Source organism: Gordonia sp. BP-119 (assembly GCF_016924115.1).
In the GTDB taxonomy this organism is placed as follows: Bacteria; Actinomycetota; Actinomycetes; order Mycobacteriales; family Mycobacteriaceae; genus Gordonia; species Gordonia hongkongensis.
Map to the genome: position 1 here is coordinate 11,286 of NZ_JAFFZF010000025.1, position 18,754 is coordinate 30,039.

The 18,754-nt window shown below is 67.7% G+C and carries 18 protein-coding genes; 6 read left to right on the top strand and 12 right to left on the bottom strand.

The genetic code is table 11. From position 1 onward, the window contains the following. Both JW364_RS15005 and JW364_RS15010 read right to left on the bottom strand, forming a co-directional pair. Window positions 1–1,653 (bottom strand): AMP-binding protein, encoded by a 1,653-nt coding sequence (locus JW364_RS15005; RefSeq protein ID WP_205334097.1) that lies wholly within the window; start codon window positions 1,651–1,653, stop codon window positions 1–3. 16 nt (window positions 1,654–1,669) lie between these two features. After that, a complete protein-coding gene (locus JW364_RS15010; RefSeq protein WP_058252413.1) occupies window positions 1,670–2,467 on the bottom strand; it encodes a lysophospholipid acyltransferase family protein in 798 nt (265 codons plus the stop codon). 196 nt (window positions 2,468–2,663) lie between these two features. On the opposite strand from JW364_RS15010, the gene JW364_RS15015 reads away from it, so the two are divergent. The 3 genes from JW364_RS15015 to JW364_RS15025 are packed head-to-tail and all read left to right on the top strand — an operon-like array spanning window position 2,664 to window position 5,304. Continuing rightward, window positions 2,664–3,305, top strand: a complete 642-nt coding sequence (locus JW364_RS15015) for a PaaI family thioesterase (RefSeq protein WP_205334098.1) — start codon at window positions 2,664–2,666, stop codon at window positions 3,303–3,305. Continuing rightward, the gene (locus JW364_RS15020) at window positions 3,305–4,345 is read left to right on the top strand and encodes an alcohol dehydrogenase catalytic domain-containing protein (protein ID WP_205334099.1); all 1,041 of its coding nucleotides are present in this window, start codon (window positions 3,305–3,307) and stop codon (window positions 4,343–4,345) included. Before JW364_RS15015 ends, JW364_RS15020 begins: the two co-directional genes overlap by 1 nt. A 44-nt stretch (window positions 4,346–4,389) precedes the next feature. Continuing rightward, on the top strand, window positions 4,390–5,304 hold the full coding sequence (locus tag JW364_RS15025; RefSeq protein WP_065629700.1) for an amidohydrolase family protein: 915 nt from the start codon (window positions 4,390–4,392) through the stop codon (window positions 5,302–5,304). A 13-nt stretch (window positions 5,305–5,317) separates the two neighbouring features. Here JW364_RS15025 and JW364_RS15030 read toward each other — a convergent pair whose 3' ends face one another. From JW364_RS15030 to JW364_RS15045, 4 genes are all read right to left on the bottom strand, one after another. After that, window positions 5,318–6,127 (bottom strand): amino acid ABC transporter ATP-binding protein, encoded by an 810-nt coding sequence (locus JW364_RS15030; protein ID WP_240199134.1) that lies wholly within the window; start codon window positions 6,125–6,127, stop codon window positions 5,318–5,320. Between the two features lie 4 nt (window positions 6,128–6,131). Beyond that, window positions 6,132–7,961, bottom strand: a complete 1,830-nt coding sequence (locus JW364_RS15035; protein WP_205334100.1) for an ABC transporter substrate-binding protein/permease — start codon at window positions 7,959–7,961, stop codon at window positions 6,132–6,134. A gap of 576 nt (window positions 7,962–8,537) precedes the next feature. Continuing rightward, on the bottom strand, window positions 8,538–8,807 hold the full coding sequence (locus JW364_RS15040) for a DUF2277 domain-containing protein (RefSeq protein WP_058252418.1): 270 nt from the start codon (window positions 8,805–8,807) through the stop codon (window positions 8,538–8,540). A gap of 76 nt (window positions 8,808–8,883) precedes the next feature. Next, window positions 8,884–9,858 carry an NADPH:quinone oxidoreductase family protein gene (locus tag JW364_RS15045; protein WP_078114123.1) on the bottom strand — a complete coding sequence of 325 codons (975 nt, stop codon included), beginning with the start codon at window positions 9,856–9,858 and terminating at the stop codon, window positions 8,884–8,886. 50 nt (window positions 9,859–9,908) lie between these two features. Here JW364_RS15045 and JW364_RS15050 point away from each other — a divergent pair, with 50 nt between their 5' ends. Next, window positions 9,909–10,607 carry a class I SAM-dependent methyltransferase gene (locus JW364_RS15050; RefSeq protein ID WP_205334101.1) on the top strand — a complete coding sequence of 233 codons (699 nt, stop codon included), beginning with the start codon at window positions 9,909–9,911 and terminating at the stop codon, window positions 10,605–10,607. Between the two features lie 21 nt (window positions 10,608–10,628). Here JW364_RS15050 and JW364_RS15055 read toward each other — a convergent pair whose 3' ends face one another. From JW364_RS15055 to JW364_RS15065, 3 genes are read right to left on the bottom strand one after another with little or no spacing between them, the layout of a single operon-like run. Further along, a complete protein-coding gene (locus tag JW364_RS15055) occupies window positions 10,629–11,384 on the bottom strand; it encodes an SDR family NAD(P)-dependent oxidoreductase (RefSeq protein ID WP_058252421.1) in 756 nt (251 codons plus the stop codon). Further along, a complete protein-coding gene (locus JW364_RS15060; protein ID WP_058252422.1) occupies window positions 11,381–12,334 on the bottom strand; it encodes an alpha/beta hydrolase in 954 nt (317 codons plus the stop codon). The genes JW364_RS15055 and JW364_RS15060 overlap by 4 nt, the downstream gene beginning before the upstream one ends. Continuing rightward, complete coding sequence (locus JW364_RS15065; RefSeq protein ID WP_058252423.1) at window positions 12,331–13,707, bottom strand: NAD(P)/FAD-dependent oxidoreductase; 1,377 nt, start codon at window positions 13,705–13,707, stop codon at window positions 12,331–12,333. Before JW364_RS15065 ends, JW364_RS15060 begins: the two co-directional genes overlap by 4 nt. A 168-nt stretch (window positions 13,708–13,875) precedes the next feature. On the opposite strand from JW364_RS15065, the gene JW364_RS15070 reads away from it, so the two are divergent. Both JW364_RS15070 and JW364_RS15075 read left to right on the top strand, forming a co-directional pair. Then, window positions 13,876–14,478 (top strand): TetR/AcrR family transcriptional regulator, encoded by a 603-nt coding sequence (locus tag JW364_RS15070; RefSeq protein ID WP_171011674.1) that lies wholly within the window; start codon window positions 13,876–13,878, stop codon window positions 14,476–14,478. A gap of 112 nt (window positions 14,479–14,590) precedes the next feature. Next, window positions 14,591–15,448: an LLM class F420-dependent oxidoreductase gene (locus tag JW364_RS15075; protein ID WP_205334102.1), complete on the top strand. Its 858-nt coding sequence runs from the start codon at window positions 14,591–14,593 to the stop codon at window positions 15,446–15,448. A 231-nt stretch (window positions 15,449–15,679) separates the two neighbouring features. On the opposite strand, the gene JW364_RS15080 is transcribed toward JW364_RS15075, so the two are convergent. The 3 genes from JW364_RS15080 to JW364_RS15090 are packed head-to-tail and all read right to left on the bottom strand — an operon-like array spanning window position 15,680 to window position 18,753. After that, a complete protein-coding gene (locus JW364_RS15080; protein ID WP_068971116.1) occupies window positions 15,680–16,735 on the bottom strand; it encodes a prenyltransferase in 1,056 nt (351 codons plus the stop codon). A gap of 25 nt (window positions 16,736–16,760) precedes the next feature. Next, the gene (locus JW364_RS15085) at window positions 16,761–17,492 is read right to left on the bottom strand and encodes a class I SAM-dependent methyltransferase (RefSeq protein WP_205334103.1); all 732 of its coding nucleotides are present in this window, start codon (window positions 17,490–17,492) and stop codon (window positions 16,761–16,763) included. Continuing rightward, the gene (locus JW364_RS15090; RefSeq protein WP_068971124.1) at window positions 17,479–18,753 is read right to left on the bottom strand and encodes a glycosyltransferase family 4 protein; all 1,275 of its coding nucleotides are present in this window, start codon (window positions 18,751–18,753) and stop codon (window positions 17,479–17,481) included. The genes JW364_RS15085 and JW364_RS15090 overlap by 14 nt, the downstream gene beginning before the upstream one ends. Window position 18,754 lies beyond the last annotated feature (1 nt).

Sequence of the window (18,754 nt, forward strand, 5' to 3'; positions counted from 1 at the left end):
TCAGCTCACCTTTCGTTCGGTCGACGGGGCGGACGGGAGTTCGCGTTTGAGGATCTTGCCGGTGGCATTGCGCGGCAGTTCGTCGAGGAAGTGGACGTCGCGGGGGACCTTGAACCCGGCGAGCTGTTCTCGCACGTGCCGCTGGATGTCCTCTTCGCCGATCTGGGCCTCCGGTGCTCGCACCACATGGGCGACGAGACGCTGGCCGAACCTGTCGTCGTCGACCCCGGTCACCGCGACCTCGACCACCTCGTCGAGAGCCCCGATGACCAACTCGACCTCGAGGGGATACACGTTCTCCCCGCCGGAGACGATCATCTCGTCGTCGCGGCCGACGACGAACAGCAGCCCGTTCTCGTCGAAGCGGCCGACATCGCCCGACACCATGTGTCCGTCGCTGAATGCCTTGGTGTCCGAGCTGGTGTAACCGTCGAACCCGGAGTTGTTCGCGACCACGATGCGCCCGACCTCGCCGACGGGGACCTCGCGGTCGTCGTCGTCGAGGATGCGAACACTCGTCCCGGCGAGCGGCCGCCCGGCGGTCTCCGGCGCGGTGCGCAGATCGGCTGGGGTGGCGGTGGTGATGAGACCCGCCTCGGTGGCGTTGTAGCTGTTGTAGACCACGTCGCCGTACCGGTCCAGGAATGCGACGAGAGCATCGGAGCGCATCCGCGATCCGCTCGCGGTGGCGAAGCGCAGCGTCGGCATCGGGCGGTCGTCGAGGACGTTGTCGGGGAGGTCCGTGATACGTTCGAGCATCACCGGAACCACGGCGAGGCCGGTGGCCCCGTGGTCGCGGACCATGTCGAGCGTCGCCACGGGATCGAAGCGACGGCGCATGATCATCGTGCACGTCATCGTCGCCGCGATGGCCACCTGCCCGAAACCCCATGCGTGGAAGACCGGGGCCGCGATGACGATGGACTCGCCTGCGCGCCAGGGAATCCGGTCCAGCATCGCGGCGAGGGACGCCACGTCGGTGCTTCCGCCTCGGCGCGCACCCTTCGGCGTTCCGGTGGTTCCCGAGGTCAGCAACACGATCCGGCCGGCACGTTCGGGCCGCGCGGGTCGCGCGCCGCGATTCGCGTCGATCAGTCCGTTGACGGTGACACCCCGCGTTGACTGGTACTCCGTCCATGCCCGGACGCGCCGGAGATCCGGAAGTCGTTGCGTCGCAGCCTCGACGACGGTGTCGAACTCGTCGTCGGCGATGAGCACGTCTGCCTGTTCACGTTCGAGGACGTCGGCGAGCTGGGGTCCGGCGAACCCGGTGTTGAGGAGTACCGCGTCGGCACCGAGCCGGGACGTCGCGGCGAGCGCCTCGATGAGACCGCGGTGGTTGCGGCAGAGGATGGCGACGGTACCGACCGCCGTGCCGGGAAGATCGCGCAGACCGACGGCGAGCGCGTCACAGCGGGCATCGAGCTCGCGCCAGGTGAGTTGTCCTGCCTCGTCGATGAGGGCGAGTCCGTCGGGATCGCGCGCCGCGGCGAGGCCGATCCCGCTCACCGGCGAGGCGCCGCCGTGCCGACGGAGGTTGAGCCCCATGCGGACATAGCGATCGACCCGGAGCGAACCGAGAAAGCCGCTGCGGACGAGGGTGCGAACGAGCCACATCTGCGTGGTGACGCGATCGCGGAGTTGCGAGATCATCGTCGTCTCCTGGTGATCAGCCGATGACCGGGAATCGGCGCTTGCGGGCGAGGTCGTCCAGTGCGTGCTGCATGCGTTTGCGGACCATCTGGTCCACCTCGTCGTGTTCGGGGTTGTTGCCGAACTCGGCGGTGATGTCGATCGGGTCGAGGACCTCGGTGACCAGCTTCGACGGCAACGGGATGTTCGGCGGGAGGTGCGCGGTCAGACCGAACGGGAAGCCGAGCGCGAACGGAGCGGTGTCGGTGCGGATCAGCTTGTCGAGCCGCAGTATCCGGGCCAGCGTGTCACCGCGGTTGAGGAACAGCTGCGTCTCCTGGCCCCCGATGGTGACGATCGGGACGATCGGGACGCCCGCCTCGAGTGCGGTGCGGATGTACCCGGTCCGACCGTGGAAGTCGATCGTCGCGCTCTGGCTGCTCGGCCGCAACGCCTCCCACTCCCCGCCGGGGAACACGATGGTGGCCGCGCCGGACCGCAGGGCGGCGACCGCGTTCTTCGGGTGAGCCGGCAGGAACCCGACCTTCCCGAAGATCTGTTTGCCCGATCCGGTGAAGATGAGGTCGTGGGCCAGGGTGTACAACGGCCGGTCCGCCCCGAACTCGTCGGCGAAGGCCACGCTGATCACCGGGACGTCGAAGGCCATCAGACCGCCCGAGTGGTTGGACACGAGGAGGGCACCGCCGTCGGGCACCTTGTCCATGCCCCGAACCTCGGAGCGGAAGTAGGTCTTGGCCACGAGCTTGAGCACGGGCAGCACCCGCTTCACCCAGGTCTCGTCGCGTGCGGTGAGGTCGAAGGTCTCGGCACTCATCGGTCCATCTCCTGTGGGATCGATTTCGCGGTTCGCGCGGATCACCGCTGGATCGGTCGGAGCCAGATGTCCGACCGGGGTCGATGTCCTCGGAACCGCAAAATGAGAACACGTTCTAGTGTTTAAATTAGAACACGTTCTACTTTGCGTCGCCACACTTCGTTACCTATGCCACAACTGACTGATCGGTAGCCTTATGGACTTCATCCTGGAGGACATCTCCGAAGCGGAGGTCGCGCGTCGCCGCGCGGTCTACACCCCTCTCACCGACACCGTCCGGGACCTCGTCGACGCGGTGATCCGCACCGAGGTCGCCGAGGAGGACCTCGACGAAGCGCGCCGACGGATCGCCGACGTGGTGGCCGATTTGCGGAGAAGCCAGATGGACGGGGCCTTCGGGGTGCGACACACCCGCGAGAACACCGGGATGGCCTGGGGAAATGCGGTCATCGGCGTGCGCAATGCGCTCGCGCCACCGCTCGACGTGGTGCATGTCGCCGACGGGGTCCGCAGTGAGTTCACGCTGGGAGCGGCCTACGAGGGGCCGCCCGGTCAGGTGCACGGCGGGGTGTGCGCGATGGTCCTCGATCACGTCCTCGGCAACGCGGCCAGTGTCGAGGGGCCGTGCTACACCGGCACCCTCACCGTCCGGTACGGGCGACCGACGCCCCTGGGCGCACTGGTCGCGCAGGCGTCGGTGACCGAGCACAACGGACGCAAACGCATCGTCCGCGGCACGATCTCCGACGCCGACGGGGTGACCTGCGAGGCCGAAGGGGTGTTCATCGTGCCCCGCTCCGCGGTCGACGTCCCGTCGGTGCGCTGGTCGGCGGGCTGATGCGAGCCGCGGTGACCGCCCCCGGAGAGTCCGGCCCAGGAGAGTCCGGCGCCGGCGGATTCGTCGTCGAGCACCGTCCGGATCCGACGCCGGGGCCCGGCGAACTCGTTCTGCGGGTCGCGGCGAACGGGATCTGCGGGTCTGACCTGTCGACCGCGCCGCTGCTCCCGGCCGGCACGATCATGGGCCACGAGTTCGCCGGCGAGGTCGTCGGCATCGGGCCCGCGGACCCGGACGTCCCCCACGCCTTCCGGGTCGGCGACGCCGTGGCCGCCATGCCGGTCATCGGGTGCCATCGGTGCCGCGCCTGTCTCACCGGTGACGTCGCCCGCTGCCCGTCTGCGCGCACCCTCGGACTCGGCGTCCTACCCGGCGGACTCGCCGAGTTCGCGGTGGTCGGTGCCGCCGAGAGTGTCCTGCTCGACGACATCGACCCGGTCGACGGCGCGCTGGTCGAGCCGCTGGCGGTGGGTCTGCACGCCGTCACCCGCGCGTCCGTCCGGCCCGGCGACCGGGTGCTGGTCCTCGGCGCCGGTCCCGTCGGCCTCGCGGCGTTGCACTGGGTCTCCAGCGGCGTGGCCACCGAACTAGTGTGTTCGGACCCGTCGCCGGGCAGGCGCTCGGCCGCACTCGATCTCGGCGCGTCCGCGGTGTGCGCTCCGGACGAACTCCCCGCCCAGGTCGAATCGGGCTTCGACGTGGTCGTCGAGTGCGTGGGCAAGCCGGGGATGATCGCGTCCGCCCTCGACGTGGTCGCGACCCACGGCACAGTGGTCATCGCGGGCGTCTGCTTGGGCCCGGACACGTTCATGCCGGTGGCCGGAGTCGTCAAGGAGATCACCATGCACTTCGTCTCCTACTACACCAAGCGCGAGTTCGACACCGCCGCAGCGGAGTTGAACAAGGGCGCGATCGGGTCGTCGACGCTGGTCAGCGGGATCGTGGGGCTCGACGAGACCGATCGCGTCGTCCGCGAGCTCTCGGCGCCCAACGACCACCGCAAGGTGCTGATCGCGCCCGGGGTGTCCACGGTCGGCTGATCGGCACTCGCGGCCGCCCGCGCAACCGGCGTACGGTCACTCGGGTGAACAGTGCCGTCCCCGAAGCCCCCGAGCCGTTCAGCACCGACGAGGCGCGGCAGGTGCGCGCGATCTCTGCCGAGCTGGGCCTGCCGGGCATCGTCGACGTCCACACCCACTTCATGCCGCGACCGGTGATGGACAAGGTGTGGGCCTATTTCGATTCCGTCGGGCCGTTGGTCGGACGGGAGTGGCCGATCACCTACCGCGCCGACGAGGACGTCCGCGTCGCCACCCTGCGCGACTTCGGGGTGCGGGCCTACTCGTCCCTGGTCTATCCACACAAACCGAACATGGCCGAGTGGCTGAACGGCTGGGCGCACGACTTCGCCGCCAACCACGACGACTGCCTGCACACGGCGACGTTCTATCCCGAGGAGTCCGCCCACACCTACGTCTCCCGCGCCATCCAAGCCGGCACGCAGGTCTTCAAATGCCACATCCAGGTCGGCGACTTCGCCCCGACGGATTCGCTGCTCGACGGGGTGTGGTCGCAGATCGCCGACTCCCAGGTTCCGGTCATCATCCACTGCGGTTCCGGGCCCGCCCCGGGGACGTACACCGGACCCGACCCCATCCGCGAACTGCTGCAGCGGTTTCCGTCGTTGCCACTGATCGTCGCGCACATGGGGATGCCCGAGTACACCGCGTTCCTCGACCTCGCGTTGGAGTACCCCAACGTGCGCCTGGACACCACGATGGCGTTCACCGACTTCGCCGAAGAGGACGCCCCGTTCCCGTCGGACTACCTGCCGCGACTGGCCGATGCCGGCGACAAGATCCTGTTCGGCAGCGACTTCCCGAACATCCCCTACGGCTACACCCACGCCCTCGAGGCGATCATCCGCCTCGACCTCGGGGCCGAGTGGCTCCGAGACGTGTTCTACCGCAACGGCTCCAGACTCTTCGGGATCGGCTGACCGGGGCGAGCGCCTACAGCACCTGGGACAGGAAGGCCCGCAGCCGATCCGACGTCGCGTCGTCGAAGACCTGTTCCGGACGCCCGGTCTCCACGACGGCACCGTGATCCATGAACAGCACGTTGTCGGAGACGTTGCGCGCGAAGCCCATCTCGTGGGTGACGACCACCATGGTCATCCCCTCGGTGGCGAGGTCGGCCATGAGCGCGAGGATGCCCTTCACCAGTTCCGGGTCGAGGGCGGAGGTCGCCTCGTCGAAGAACATGACCTCGGGGGTCATGGCGAGCGCACGGGCGATGGCCACCCGCTGCTGCTGGCCGCCGGAGAGGCGTGCCGGGCGCACATCGGCCTTGTTGGTCAGCCCGACGATCTCGAGCTGCCGGAGCGCGACCTCGCGGGCCTCGTCCTTGCTCAGCCCCTTCAGCTTGCGCGGTCCGAGCGCGACGTTGTCGACGACGCTCTTGTGCGGGAACAGGTTGAAGTGCTGGAACACCATGCCGATCCGGCGTCGGAGTTCGTCCGGGTTGTCCTTCAGGACCGACCGGCCGTCGAGCAGGATGTCGCCCTGGTCGGGTTCGTGCAGCCGGTTCAGCACTCGCAGGAGAGTGGACTTGCCCGAGCCCGACGGTCCGATGACCGTCGTCGTGGTGCCGGCGTCGACCTGGATGTCGACGCCCCGCAACACGTGGTGCTTGCCGAATGACAGGTGCAGGTCGGTGCCGGTGAGCGAGACGGCCGTCCGGGTGGCGGTCGCACTCGGCGTCCGGGAGCCCGGCGCCTGGGAGCCCTCGGTGTCGGTCTCGGACTTGTTGAGATCAGGCATGGGCCTATCCCTTCTCGACGACGGTCGGGGGCAGCGGGTCGTCTTGGACGTCGGTGGGACGTCCGGTGCGCAGGCGCCGGTCGATGTGGTTGACCAGGTGCGTCAGCGGGATCGTGAGGATCAGGTACATGATTCCCGCGGCGACGAGGGGCGAGAGGTTGCCCGTCTGCGCGTTCAGGTCGCGGCCGACCGCGAACAGCTCCCGCTGGCTGGCCAACAACCCGAGAAAGTACACCAGCGAGCTGTCCTTGATCAGGCTGATGAACTGGTTCATCAGCGCCGGGAGCACCCGCCGCACGCCCTGCGGCACCACCACCAGACGCATCGACTGCCGATAGCTGAACCCGATGGCCCGCGAGGCCTCGAGTTGCCCGTCGTCGACGCTCTGGATTCCGGACCGGAAGATCTCGCCGATGTAGGCCGCGGCGAGCAGGGCCAGGGCGACCGCCCCGAGCCAGTACGGGTTGTTGCCGGTGATGCCCTTGACCACCGGGCCCACACCGAGTCCGACGATCAGGATGACGACGACGGCGGGCAGTCCGCGGAAGATGTCGGTGTACACACGCGCCGGCCAGCGCAACCACCGCGACCGGGAGATGCCGCAGAGCGCCAGGATCATGCCCAGGATGGTGCCGAGCACCCCGGACACCACGGACAGGATCAAGGTGTTCACGAGCCCGGTCTTGATCAGCTCCGGGAACGACTCCTTGTAGAGATCCCAGTTGAAGAAGGTGTCGCCGAGCTGTTCCAGGGTGCTCTTGGGCGCGGTCTCCTCGGCCGGGCCCGCCTTCTCCGCGTTCTCGGCGGCGATGGCGGCGATGTCGGGGAGTTCGGGCGCGGGCGCGGCCTTGCTGCCCGGCTTCCACCCCTCGGGTAGCTCGCGCGGCACCCAGTCGACGTAGAGGTCGGCATACGTGCCGTCGGCGATGATGGCGTCGAGTCCGGAGTTCAGGGCCTCGGTGAGCCGCGGCTTGTTCTTGCCGACGGCCCACGCGACGAAGTTGTTGACGCTGAAGGTGTTCTCGACGATCGCGGTGCCGTCGCCCTCTCGGACCGCACCCTCCGCCTGCTGCGACGGTGCGACCCAGGCGTCGACCTGACCGCTCCGGAGGTTGGCGTAGGCGGTGGCGTAGTCCGGAAACTTCACCGGGTCGAGGCCCAGGGTGTTGACGACGTAGTCGTCCTGGACGGTGCCCTGGACCACGGCGATGCGCGTCGAGTCGGAGAGGTCGCCGAAGCCCTTGATCGCCCCGTCGGTCGGCGCCACGAGTGAGAAGTAGCCGAAGTCGTAGCCGTTGGTGAAGTCGACGGTCTTGCGCCGGTCGTCGGTGGTGGTGATCGACGACGACCCGACGTCGAAGCGGTTGTTGGCCACCTGGGACAGCAGGCCGGCGAACTCGGTGCCGTTGAACTCGATCTGCAGACCCAGCTTCGCGGCGACGGCCTTGAGGAGTTCGTTGTCGAAGCCGGTGAAGTCGCCCGCGCCGTTGACGCAGATGCTCGGTCCGGCGTCCGACAGCGTGCCGACGGAGATCTTGCCGGGCGACAGCAACTCGAGACGACTCACGTCGATCTGGTCGAGCGGCGTGGTGGACTCGGTGGTGTAGCGGTCCTCACCGCCCTGATCGGCTGCGGCGAGGTTGACCGGCGCGGCCGAGGCCGACGCGAGTCCAGCGGGCGCACAGCTCTCGGCGGGAGCCGCCTGGGCTCGTGGCGCAGGTCCGCCGAGGATGGTCAGCAGGCCGACGATGGCGACCGTCAGTGCCAGCGCGACGACGCGCACGGCGCGCGGCGCGGCCCGTCGGGCGCGATGGGATCGGTGGTTGGACACCATGTCGACACTATCCCCACGCGCAGGAGGTGTCCCAAATTTTTGCTCGCCGGTGGGTTTAACCCGGTTGAGCTGGGGATCGTCGTCGTCACGGGGCGCCTGCGAGGCGCGCTGCGGAGGCCACCGTCGGCCTGGCCATCTCACGCCGATCATCGGGGACACTTGCGTGGGGTCGACGCCGATACTTCTCTATCGGAATTTGCCAATTGCTTGTCGGAAAACGATTCGCGTGCTACCAATGATACAGGGATTCGGGATTTGTAACATCATTTCTTCACCGCGCCAGAAATCAACCCCCTCTTGATCATCTGGCACCCATCCCGCTATCCCACAGGCCGCCGACGTGCGCCTTTGTTGCGGCCTGCGTCCACTGTCGAATTCGAAGTGAAAGCGGGAAATATCATGCTGTCTGCAATCTTCTACGCAATCGAGGCTTTCGACAATCTGTTGTGGGACTTCGCGGAAACGATCTTCACCGGCAGTGACGAAGCCGCCGGCTCGTAGGCTCCACCACCTCAGGACGAGTTCAGCAGTAGGTATCGCCTCGCGGTACCTACTGCTGAACCTGTGTGGGACTCCTCAGCCCCGAGCGGCAATCCGCGCCTGCACCTCGGGGCGCCGGAGCGGGGGCACCGTCTTCGGCGGCTGACGACGCTCGGGCAAGACGTCGAGCAGCGTGCGGGTAGCCGCGGTGACGGCGACCACCGCGGCCTCGAAGGCCTCCGCATTCGCCGGCGACGGATGCCGCACGCCGCTCACCTTGCGCACGTACTGCCGTGCGGCCGCCTCGATCTCGTCCTCGGTGGCCGGCGGTTCGAGCCCGCGGAGTTCGGTGATGTTGCGGCACATGGCAGATCCCTTCGATGACGGATGCGCTGGGCGGAAGGCGATGCGACGTCGCAAACCGGGCCGACCCGCCGAGGGCCTACTCGCCGATCTTGACGACCGCTTTCCCCAGAATCCGCCCTTCGGCGAGATCGGTCAACGCTTCCGGCAGCTGATCGAGCGTGTAGGTGACGTTGACCTGAGGTTCCATCCCGTCGGCGATCATCTGCGTCAGCTCTTCATGCAGCTTCGCGGGCAGATTCAGTTCCGGATGGGTGCGCACGTACTCGCCCCACGCGGCCCCGACGACGGCGATGTTGCGGAACAGGACTCGATTGAGTTTGACGGTCGGGATGCCGCCGGCCGCGAAGCCCACCACGACGTAGCGGCCGTCGGGGGCGACCTGGCGGAGCGCCTCGTCGAACACCTCGCCGCCCGACGGGTCGATCATCACGTCGACGCCCTTGGGGACGATCTCCTTGAGCTTGGTACCCCAGCCCTCCTCGAGCTGGACGATCTCGTCGGCCCCGGCGCTGCGCAGCAGGTCCTCGGCACCCTTCCGGTGGACGATGGCGACGACCTTCGCGCCCATCGCCTTGGCAACCATGATCGACGCGGTTCCGACGCCACCGGCGGCGCCGAGCACGCCGACCACCTCACCGGGCTGGGTGTGCGCGCGGGTCTTCAGCGCGAACAGAGCGGTCTGATAGTTGATGCCCATCGCCGACCCCTGCTCGAAGGTCAGTCCCTCGGGAAGCGGCAGGAGCTGTTCGGGCGCGGCCGCGACCTGTTCGGCGAATCCGCCGACGATCGACGCCACGAGCACCTTGTCCCCGACCTTCACCGACGCCCCGTCGGGAGCCGAGCGCACCACGCCGGCGACCTCGGTGCCCGGCGTGAACGGCGTCGGCACGCGCAGCTGGTACTTGCCCTGACTCATCAGCACGTCGGGGAAGCACACGCCGCACGACTTCACGTCGACGACGACCTGGCCGTCGGCCGGGGTGGGATCGGGAACGTCCTGCAACTCGAGTCCGGACGGGCCTGTCTCTGCGGTGAGTACCTGAGCTTTCATACGGCTCACCCTACGCGGCGACCGTCACACACCCGATAGGATCTGATGCCATGTCACAACCTGCGGCACAGTCGCCGAACGCACCCTCCCCCGACCGCCTCCGCGTCGCGGACGAGGCACCCGGATTCATGCCGCTCGACGAGGCCCAGACGCTCTTCAAGATCGCCGGAGAATATCTGTCCCAACCTGATTCGACGAAGGTCGGCGTGGAGATCGGTACCTACTGCGGGAAATCCACCGTCTTCCTGGGATCGGCCGGCGAAGCGAACGACGCCGTCATCGTGACCGTCGACCATCACCGCGGTTCCGAGGAACACCAGCCCGGTTGGGAGTACCACGACGAATCCCTCGTCGACGCACACACCGGGACGCTCGACACCTCGGCACGCTTCCGCCGCACCATGTTCGACGCCAGGCTCGACAACACCGTCGTCGGGTTGCTCGCCCCGTCGGCCGTCGCCGCTAAGGTCTGGGGCCGACCGGCGGATTTCGTCTTCATCGACGGCGGCCACAGCATGGAGGCGGCGCAGACCGACCTCGACGGCTGGGCGCCGTGGGTGCGCATCGGCGGGGCCCTGCTCATCCACGACGTCTTCCCCGACCCCGCCGACGGCGGCCGCCCGCCGTACGAGATCTATTGCCAGGCACTGGAAACCGGACAGTTCACCGAGGTGCGGGCGGAGGGATCGCTGCGTGTCCTCCGCCGCGACTCGGGCGAGGTGGGCGCACCGCTACCGCGGAAGGCCTGACCGCGTCGGAGGCCGTCAGCGTCAGGCCTCGCCGGCCAGCGCCCGCACCTTGCCGAGCACGTCCGGATAGCGCTTCAGGTGCGCGCCGCCGTTGACGTCGAAGGCGGCACCGGTGATCCAGCGCGCCTTGTCGGAGGCGAGAAAGGCTACGGTGTCGGCGATCTCGGCGGGTTCCCCGCTCCGGCCCAGTGGGGTGTTGTCGAGATAGTCCTCGGTGAGGCCCGGTACGAAGCCGATGCCCTCGGTCAGCGGGGTCATCACAAGCCCCGGCGACACCGCGTTGACCCGCACCCGACGGTCGGCGAGTTCGAGTGCGGCCACCTCGACGAGCATCAGCACACCGGCTTTCGACGCGCAGTACGCCCCCATCCCGGCGCCCGGTTGGCGGCCGTTGAGTGAGGCGATGCAGGTGATCGATCCGCCCTCGGCGATCCGGGCGCCGGCGTGTTTGATCACGAGGAACGTTCCGGTCAGACAGATGTCGACGGTGTTGCGCCAGGCATCGAGTTCGAGTTCGGTCAGCGCACCCGGATTCGACAGTCCGGCACAGTTCACCACCGTGTCGAAGTCGCCGATGCCGGCGAAAGTCGCTGCGACCGAGTCCTCGTCGGTCACGTCCATGTGCACCGCCCGCGCCCCGTCGCGCGTCGCCGCCACCTGCTCGGCACGTTCGACGTCGCGGTCGGCCACCACCACCTGCATCCCCTCGCCGACGAACGCGTCGACGGTGGCCAGTCCGATCCCCGAGGCACCCCCGATCACGACCGCCCGGTTCATCGCGTAGCCGCTTCCACAACGTCGGCGTTCGATGCCAGATGACGGCGCAGGAAACCGATCTCGTGCGTGACGCAGGGCTCGAAGAAGTCGTTGCCCGCGAAGATGTCGAAATGGTCGCACGGGTAGTGGCGCACTTCGGCGTGAGCTTTGAACGCGGTCTTCGACGCCGCGTACGGCGGTGCGGCGGAATCGAAGTCGGCGATCTGGAACAGCACCGGGGCATCGACGCGCGCGGCGTGCTTGTCGACTCGGAACGAGCCGATCTCGAGACCGACCGAGGCGTCGACCTCGTTGCGCCACGACGGCCCCGCGATCGCGCGGTAGCTCTCCAGAAACCCTGGTGCGGTCAGCGCGGCGCCCACGTCGCCGGGTTCGCCGACGACCCGCAACATCTTCGGACCCCGGCCCAGCCGTCGACCCACCGAACTGGCCACTGCCGTGGCGGTCGAGCGGGCGATCGCCGCCCCGCCGACCTGGGCGTAGGCGACGCGACCGGCGGCGAGCCCATTGACCAGTGGCACCACCGCGATCACCGCGGCCACGTCGGTCCGGTCGGCCGCCACGGTCAGCGCATGCCCGCCGGATTGCGACACTCCCCAGAGGATGATCCGTTCCGGGTCCACTCCCGGCTGTTTCTTGGCGGCGCCGATCGCGGCGCGGTAGTCGTCGGCCTGCCGTTCCAGCGAAATCGACTGTCGCGGTTCGCCACCGGACAGCCCGAAGCCGCGGTAGTCGAACGCGAACACGGCCAACCCCGCGTCGGCGAACCGTTGCGCATAGGGCGCCAGACCCGAGTCCTTGGTCCCGGCGAAACCGTGCGCCATCACGACGACGGGGCGCTTGCCGTCGATCTCGAACGGCGAAGACTCCGCGCCCGGAAAGAACCAGGCGTCGCAGTCGGCGTCGGACGATCGGAAGCGTACGGTGGTCGCACCATTTGAAATGGTCATGCGGATGCTCCCTTCGAGACCAGATCGTCGGCCACCCCGGCCCACGTCGGCGGCCCCTGCTGGTGGGCCCGCCGGATCCCCGCCGGAATCTCCTTGGTCCGCATGTTGTGTTCGTAGAGATAGTGATCGAGTTGCTGCGTGTGCCGCGGGCGGTCGAGCATGTGTCCGGTGTAGTACTGCATGTCCGCCTCGATCGTCTGCCGCATCTCCGGTACCGACGGGAGCCGGTAGTGACCCGTGGCGTAGGCCCCGATCAGCCGCGCCTGGCATTCCACGAAGGGAAACAGCGTCGGAACCGCCTGCGCGAAACCGGCGAAGACGAGGTCGTCGATTCCCGGGTAGAACATGCGCTTGTAGAGGTCGATCCGATTGTCGGGCGCACTGATGAAGTTCGGGTCGAAGAACGGGAACGTGATGTTGTAACCCGTTGCGTAGATGATGATGTCGAAGTCGTCGGCGGTCCCGTCGTCGAAGTGGACCGTGGACCCGTCGAACCGGCTGATGTTGGGCTTGGGGGTCACGTCGCCCGAGCCCAGTCGCAGTGGCAGTTCCACCGACTGCGTCGGATGTGCCTCAAAGAACTTGTGATTCGGTGTCGGCAGACCGTAATCCTCCGGCCGGCCGGCGGTCACGGGTTGCATGACCTGGACGAACTTGCGCTGCCACGACGTCGGCAGATACGGCGTCGACCGGTAGTACTTGTCGGCGGGCTTGCCCCCGAAGTATTTCGGCACGATCCACGCTCCCGACCGCGTGGAGAGGGTCAGCTTGTTGTCCAGCGCCTTCGACGACAGTTCGACGGCGATGTCGGCGGCACTGTTACCCAGGCCGACGACGAGGATGCGCTTACCCGTGAAATCGTGCGGGGTACGCGGATCGATGTAGTGGTGGGCGTGCATCTCGATTCCGTCGAACTCGCCCGGGAAATCGGGCCAGCGCGGATCCCAGTGATGGCCGTTCGCCACCACCAGCAGGTCGAACCGCCTGCGCTCACCGCCCTGGGTCTCCAGTTCCCAGCCGCCCCCGTCCAGTCGGGTCGCATGCTCGATTCCGTTGGTGAACTCGATCGAGGAGTAGAGGTCGAAGGCCTCGGCGTAGGAGTCCAGGTAGGCCTTGACCTGGGTGTGGTGCGGGAAGTCGGGATACTCGTCGGGCATCGGGAAGTCGCGGAACGACAACTGGTGTTTCGAGGTGTCGATGTGCAGCGACCGGTAGGCACTGCTGTGACCGTTCGGGTTGCCGAAGGCCCAGTTGCCCCCGACCCGGTCCGAACTCTCGAAGCAGGTGTACGGCACGCCGTAGTCGGTGAGCATCTTGCCGGCGGTCAGCCCGCTGATACCGGCGCCGATGATCGCGGTGGTTGGTAAAGGCACACTGCCCCCTCGGTGGACCCGTTGGATGTAGACACAATCTGATTTGTGTCTACACGATGAGACGTATCGTGTACACAGAATCCGCGAACTGTCTACGCAGCGCCCTCCTGAGCAGACATGTGGATGTGGGGACGCGGCGCGCACCGACCACGACCACAGGAGGAGTCAGTGACCGAGGCCTCGACCACGACGGTCCACGAACGACTACTCGACGCCACGCAGAAGCTGCTCGCCGACAAGGGAATCCGGGCGACCACCATGCAGCAGGTCGCGGAGTCGGCAGGCGTGTCCCGCGCGTGGCTGTATCGGCACTATCCGGACAAACCGTCCATGATCGGCGCGACCATCGTCCGTCTCACCGAGTCGTTCTGGCGCGACGCCCGGGCCGAACTCGACGCCATCCCCGACCTGGTCGGGCAACTCACCGCCGGCGTCCGGATCGGCCGGGGTGCCTACGACGACCCGGGCACGCTGCTGCTCCGACTCCGCACGGAGGAACCCACGGAGTTCGCCGAATGCGCCGGTGTCGGTGTCGTCAAGCTGGTTCCCGACCTGGCAGCGTTCTGGTTTCCGTTCGTCGAACAGGCCGCCGCCCGCGGGGAGATACACCCCGCGCACGATCCGTACGAGGTGTCCGAATGGGTTGCGCGCGTCCTGATCAGCCTCGGCACCTCCCCGGGTGAGGCCCTCGACATCGACGACGCGCGGCAGGTCCGACGCCATCTCGAGCGGTTCGTCATGCCGGGTCTGGCCACCGACCCGCAGGGATGAGTAAATGAGGCCCCCGATGCCCTCTGGCCTGGGTGACGCCGATCACCTAGACTAGTGTCCAGTCAACCGTCCGGAAAACGCGGACGACCGAACGACGCCGTCGGAGGGCCCCATGGATTTCGGGATCGTGCAGTTCACCAGCGACCGCGGGCTCAAGCCCCACGTCCTGGCCCCGCTCATCGAGGACGCAGGTTTCGCGTCGTACTACGTTCCCGAGCACGGCCACATCCCGACTCGACGCGACGCCGCGCATCCCCGCACCGGTGACGAGACCCTGCCCGACGAGCGCTACATGCGCACCCTCGATCCCTGGACGTCACTCGGCGCCGCCGCGGCCGTCACCGAACGCATCCGGCTCGCCACCGCGGTCGCACTGCCGGTGCAGTCCGACCCCATCACGCTCGCCAAGACCATTGCGACGCTCGACCACATCTCGAACGGAAGGGTCACCCTCGGCGTCGGATTCGGTTGGAATCTGGACGAACTCGCCGACCACAACGTCCCGCCGAAGCGCAGGCGGACGATGCTGCGCGAGTACCTCGAGGCGATGACCGCGCTCTGGACTAAGGAAGAGGCCGAGTTCGCGGGCGAGTTCGTGAATTTCGGCCCCAGCTGGGCGTGGCCCAAATCGACGCAGTCGCACATCCCGGTCCAGGTGGGCGCGGCAGGCAACGAGAAGAACTTCAAGTGGATCGCGCGCAGCGCCGACGGCTGGATCACCACACCCGGCGAGGAGGACATCGAGGGGTCGGTGTCGTTGCTCAAGCAGATCTGGTCCGACGCCGGTCGTGCGGGCGACCCCGAGATCGTCGTCCTCGACTTCCGGCCGGTACCCGAGAAGCTCGAGAAGTGGCGCGAGATCGGGGTCACGACAGTGCTGTACGGCCTCCCCGACGACTCGGTCGAGCGCGCGAGCGGCTACCTCGCCAAGCTGGCCGGCAAGCTCGGCATCGCCCCGGCGGTCGTGTAGACCCGTTGGGAGAGGTGTGAGCGAAGCGAGCCACCCCCGCCCCCTGAGGTGCGAGCGAAGCGACCCACGAAGGGTGTAACAACCTGTCTCACCAGGCCCTTCGTGGCTCGTCGACCTCGACGCGCTCCTTCGTCGCTTGCACGGCCCGGCGGCTATCGCTCCTCACACCCCAGGGAGCAAATGGGGGGCGCTCCCCAGGGAGCGGCGATGGGCGCGCCGTCCGCAGTCGGCTCAGGGAGTCGGTGCGACGAGCCGCTGGCGGACGTCCCGGAAGATCCCGTTGGCCACGCTGGTGCGGCTCACCGCATCGGCCGCCAGGATCACAGCCGCTGAGGTCCAGCAACTCTTCTCCACCGGCCAGCGTTTGCCGTCGGCGAAAACCAGTCCGGTCCAATACGATCCGTCCGGGTCGCGCAGATGCTGAATCGACGCGATGAGCTCGATGGCATCGGCGGTGTCACCGAGGGCATCGAGTGCCAGTGCCAGCTCACAGGTCTCGGCGCCGGTGACCCAGGGACGATGGTCGACGCAACGAACGCCCTTGCCGGGGACCACGAACTGTTCCCACCGCCGCGCGATGAGTTCCTGCCCGTCGCGTCCGCGGACGGCGCCGCCGAGGATCGGGTAGTACCAGTCCATGGAGTGTTCGGACGGCGGGGTGAAGGTCTGCCACTCGTCACGCGTGACGTCGGCACGGATCGCGTCGCCGAGCACGCTGTGCGCCGCGATCCAGTCGGCGTCGGGCTGATCCATCTCACCGGCGATCCGGATCGCGCAGTCCAGCGCTTGGAAGATGCTGGCGTTCCCGGTGATCAGCGCTTCACCGAACATCGCTCCGGTCCGGTGGTCGCCGCCCCAGCGGAACGCACCGTCCTCACGCTGGAAGCGCAGCACGCAGTCGATCGCCGACCAGACCACCGGCCACATCTTCTGCAAGAAGGCGTCGTCACCGGTGATCAGATAGTGATGCCAGACCCCGACCGCGATGTAGGCGCAGAAATTGCTGTCTGTGCCGGCGTCCTCCACCTTTCCTACGACGGTGCGGATCGGCCACGACCCGTCGTCGCGCTGTTTACGCCGCGACCACTCGTAAGCCGCCTCTGCCTCGGAGTGAAACCCGGTCACGGACAACGCCATCGCCGATTCGATGTGGTCCCACGGGTCGGTCTGCCCGCCCGGGAACCACGGCAACGCACCGTCGGCCTCCTGCATGCCGACGATCGCGGCACCGGTGGCCCGCATCTGCTCGGCCGTGACCACACCGGGGATCGCCGGGACGGCCGTCATGGGGCTCCCGTCCTGGAGGACCCCGTCATGAAGACGCGGTGGCGGTCTCGGGCTTGCGCAGGTAGAGGGCCACCGACTTGCCGATGAGCGGGTTGAGCACCTGCTCGCCGACCCGGGTCAGCCACGGCTTGCTCATCATGTCCCAGACCAACAGCTGGTGGTAGCCCTTCACCAGGACATTGTCGTTGTTCTCGACTCCCACAGCGCATTTCAGCCACCAGTACGGGGCATGCAGGGCATGGGCGTGGTCGGTGTCGGTGACCTCGAGTCCGGCTCGCTGCAACTTGCCCGCGAGCTCGGATGCCTTGTAGATGCGGACGTGTCCGCCCTCGACCTCGTGGTACTCGTCCGACAGGGCCCAGCACACCTTCTCCGGCCAGTACCGGGGCACGGTGACCGCGGCGACGCCACCCGGCTTCAGCACGCGCACCATCTCACTGATCGCGCCCTCGTCGGTCGGGATGTGCTCGAGGATCTCGCTCATCAGGACGACGTCGAAACTGTTGTCCGCGTACGGGAGTCGAAGCGCATCCCCGACCTCGGCGCGCGCCTTGGCCGACGCGGGCACGTGACCCTCGGCCATCATGGCGTCGAACATCTCACCGACGTCGGACATGTCGCTCTCGGACATGTCGAAGGCGATGACCTCCGCGCCACGACGGAACATCTCGAACGAGTGCCTACCCTGCCCCGCCCCGATGTCGATCGCCTTGGTGCCCGGTCCAACGCCAAGCCGGTCGAAATCAACTGTGAGCACTCGATGTCCCTTCTGTTGCCCGCCGATGTCCGGCGAGCACGGTTTCGTAGTGAGCCGCAGTCTTCGCGGCCACCGCTGCCCAGCTGTAGTTCTCCTCGGCGCGTCGACGACCTCCGTCGCCGAGACGCGTCCGCAGATCGGCATCGTCCAGCAGCCGGCCGATCGCCTGCGCCAGGCGTCCGGAATCCCGCGGCGGCACCAGCAACGCCGCCTCCTCAGCGGTGCCGACGACCTCGGGGATCGCACCGGCCCGGGTTGCCACCAGCGGCGTTCCGCAACTCATGGCCTCGACCGCCGGCAGCGAGAACCCCTCGTACAACGAGGGCACACACGCCACCTCGGCGGAGGCGAGCAGGCCGGCGATCTCGGAGTCCTCGAGGCCGGACACCACCGAGACGCGATCGCCGATCGCCAGATCCTCGATCATCTTGGCGGACGGACCGTTCGGGTCCAACTTGGACACCAGTACCAATTCGACATCCCGCTCGGAGGACAGCTTCGCGACCGCCTCGAGCAGGTACGAGACACCCTTCAGCGGCGCGTCGGCACTGGCGACACACACGATACGTCCGGGAACGCGCGTGGCGGCCGGCGTGAAGATCTCGGTGTCCACCCCCAGCGGGATGGTGGTGATCCGACCCGACGGGATGTCGAAGGCCTTGCGGATGTCGACCTCGCTGCTGCGGGAAACGGTGAGCAGCTCGGGGATACGGCGTGAGACGCGCCCCTGCATGCGCAGGAACGAATGCCACCGCCAGGCACTGATCTTGCGCCACCCCTTGGCCGCCTTCACCGCCAGTGTGCGGTCGCGGGTGATGGGGTGGTGGATCGTCGCGATCAGCGGGAACCCGGCCTTCTGGATGTCGAGCAGTCCGTAACCGAGGCACTGGTTGTCGTGCACGATGTCGAAGTCGTCGCGGCGCTCTTTGAGAAGGCGCGCCACCCGGAGGCTGAACGTGAGCGGTTCGCCGAAGCTCGCCGTCCACATCGAGCCGACCTCGAGCACGTCGATCCAATCGCGGTACTCGCCCGGACGAGGCGTCCGGAACGGGTCCGGCTCGTCGTAGAGACCGAGGCTCGGCACTTTGGTGACGGTGACCCCGGCGTCGATGGCCACCTGGTCCAGTTCGGGGTAGGGCTGCCCCGAGAAGATCTCGACGCTGTGCCCCAGCAGTGCCAGTTCGCGGGAGAGGTGGCGGACGTAGACGCCCTGGCCACCGCAGTGCGGCTTGCTTCGGTACGAGAGCAGTGCGATGCGCACG

Coding starts and splice junctions, on each gene's coding strand:
- JW364_RS15060 (WP_058252422.1), bottom strand. CDS start 12,334: ATGACCATTTCAAATGGTGCGACCACCGTACGCTTCCGATCGTCCGAC.
- JW364_RS15020 (WP_205334099.1), top strand. CDS start 3,305: ATGCGAGCCGCGGTGACCGCCCCCGGAGAGTCCGGCCCAGGAGAGTCC.
- JW364_RS15010 (WP_058252413.1), bottom strand. CDS start 2,467: ATGAGTGCCGAGACCTTCGACCTCACCGCACGCGACGAGACCTGGGTG.
- JW364_RS15015 (WP_205334098.1), top strand. CDS start 2,664: ATGGACTTCATCCTGGAGGACATCTCCGAAGCGGAGGTCGCGCGTCGC.
- JW364_RS15055 (WP_058252421.1), bottom strand. CDS start 11,384: ATGAACCGGGCGGTCGTGATCGGGGGTGCCTCGGGGATCGGACTGGCC.
- JW364_RS15005 (WP_205334097.1), bottom strand. CDS start 1,653: ATGATCTCGCAACTCCGCGATCGCGTCACCACGCAGATGTGGCTCGTT.
- JW364_RS15045 (WP_078114123.1), bottom strand. CDS start 9,858: ATGAAAGCTCAGGTACTCACCGCAGAGACAGGCCCGTCCGGACTCGAG.
- JW364_RS15050 (WP_205334101.1), top strand. CDS start 9,909: ATGTCACAACCTGCGGCACAGTCGCCGAACGCACCCTCCCCCGACCGC.
- JW364_RS15075 (WP_205334102.1), top strand. CDS start 14,591: ATGGATTTCGGGATCGTGCAGTTCACCAGCGACCGCGGGCTCAAGCCC.
- JW364_RS15030 (WP_240199134.1), bottom strand. CDS start 6,127: ATGCCTGATCTCAACAAGTCCGAGACCGACACCGAGGGCTCCCAGGCG.
- JW364_RS15040 (WP_058252418.1), bottom strand. CDS start 8,807: ATGTGCCGCAACATCACCGAACTCCGCGGGCTCGAACCGCCGGCCACC.
- JW364_RS15035 (WP_205334100.1), bottom strand. CDS start 7,961: ATGGTGTCCAACCACCGATCCCATCGCGCCCGACGGGCCGCGCCGCGC.
- JW364_RS15080 (WP_068971116.1), bottom strand. CDS start 16,735: ATGACGGCCGTCCCGGCGATCCCCGGTGTGGTCACGGCCGAGCAGATG.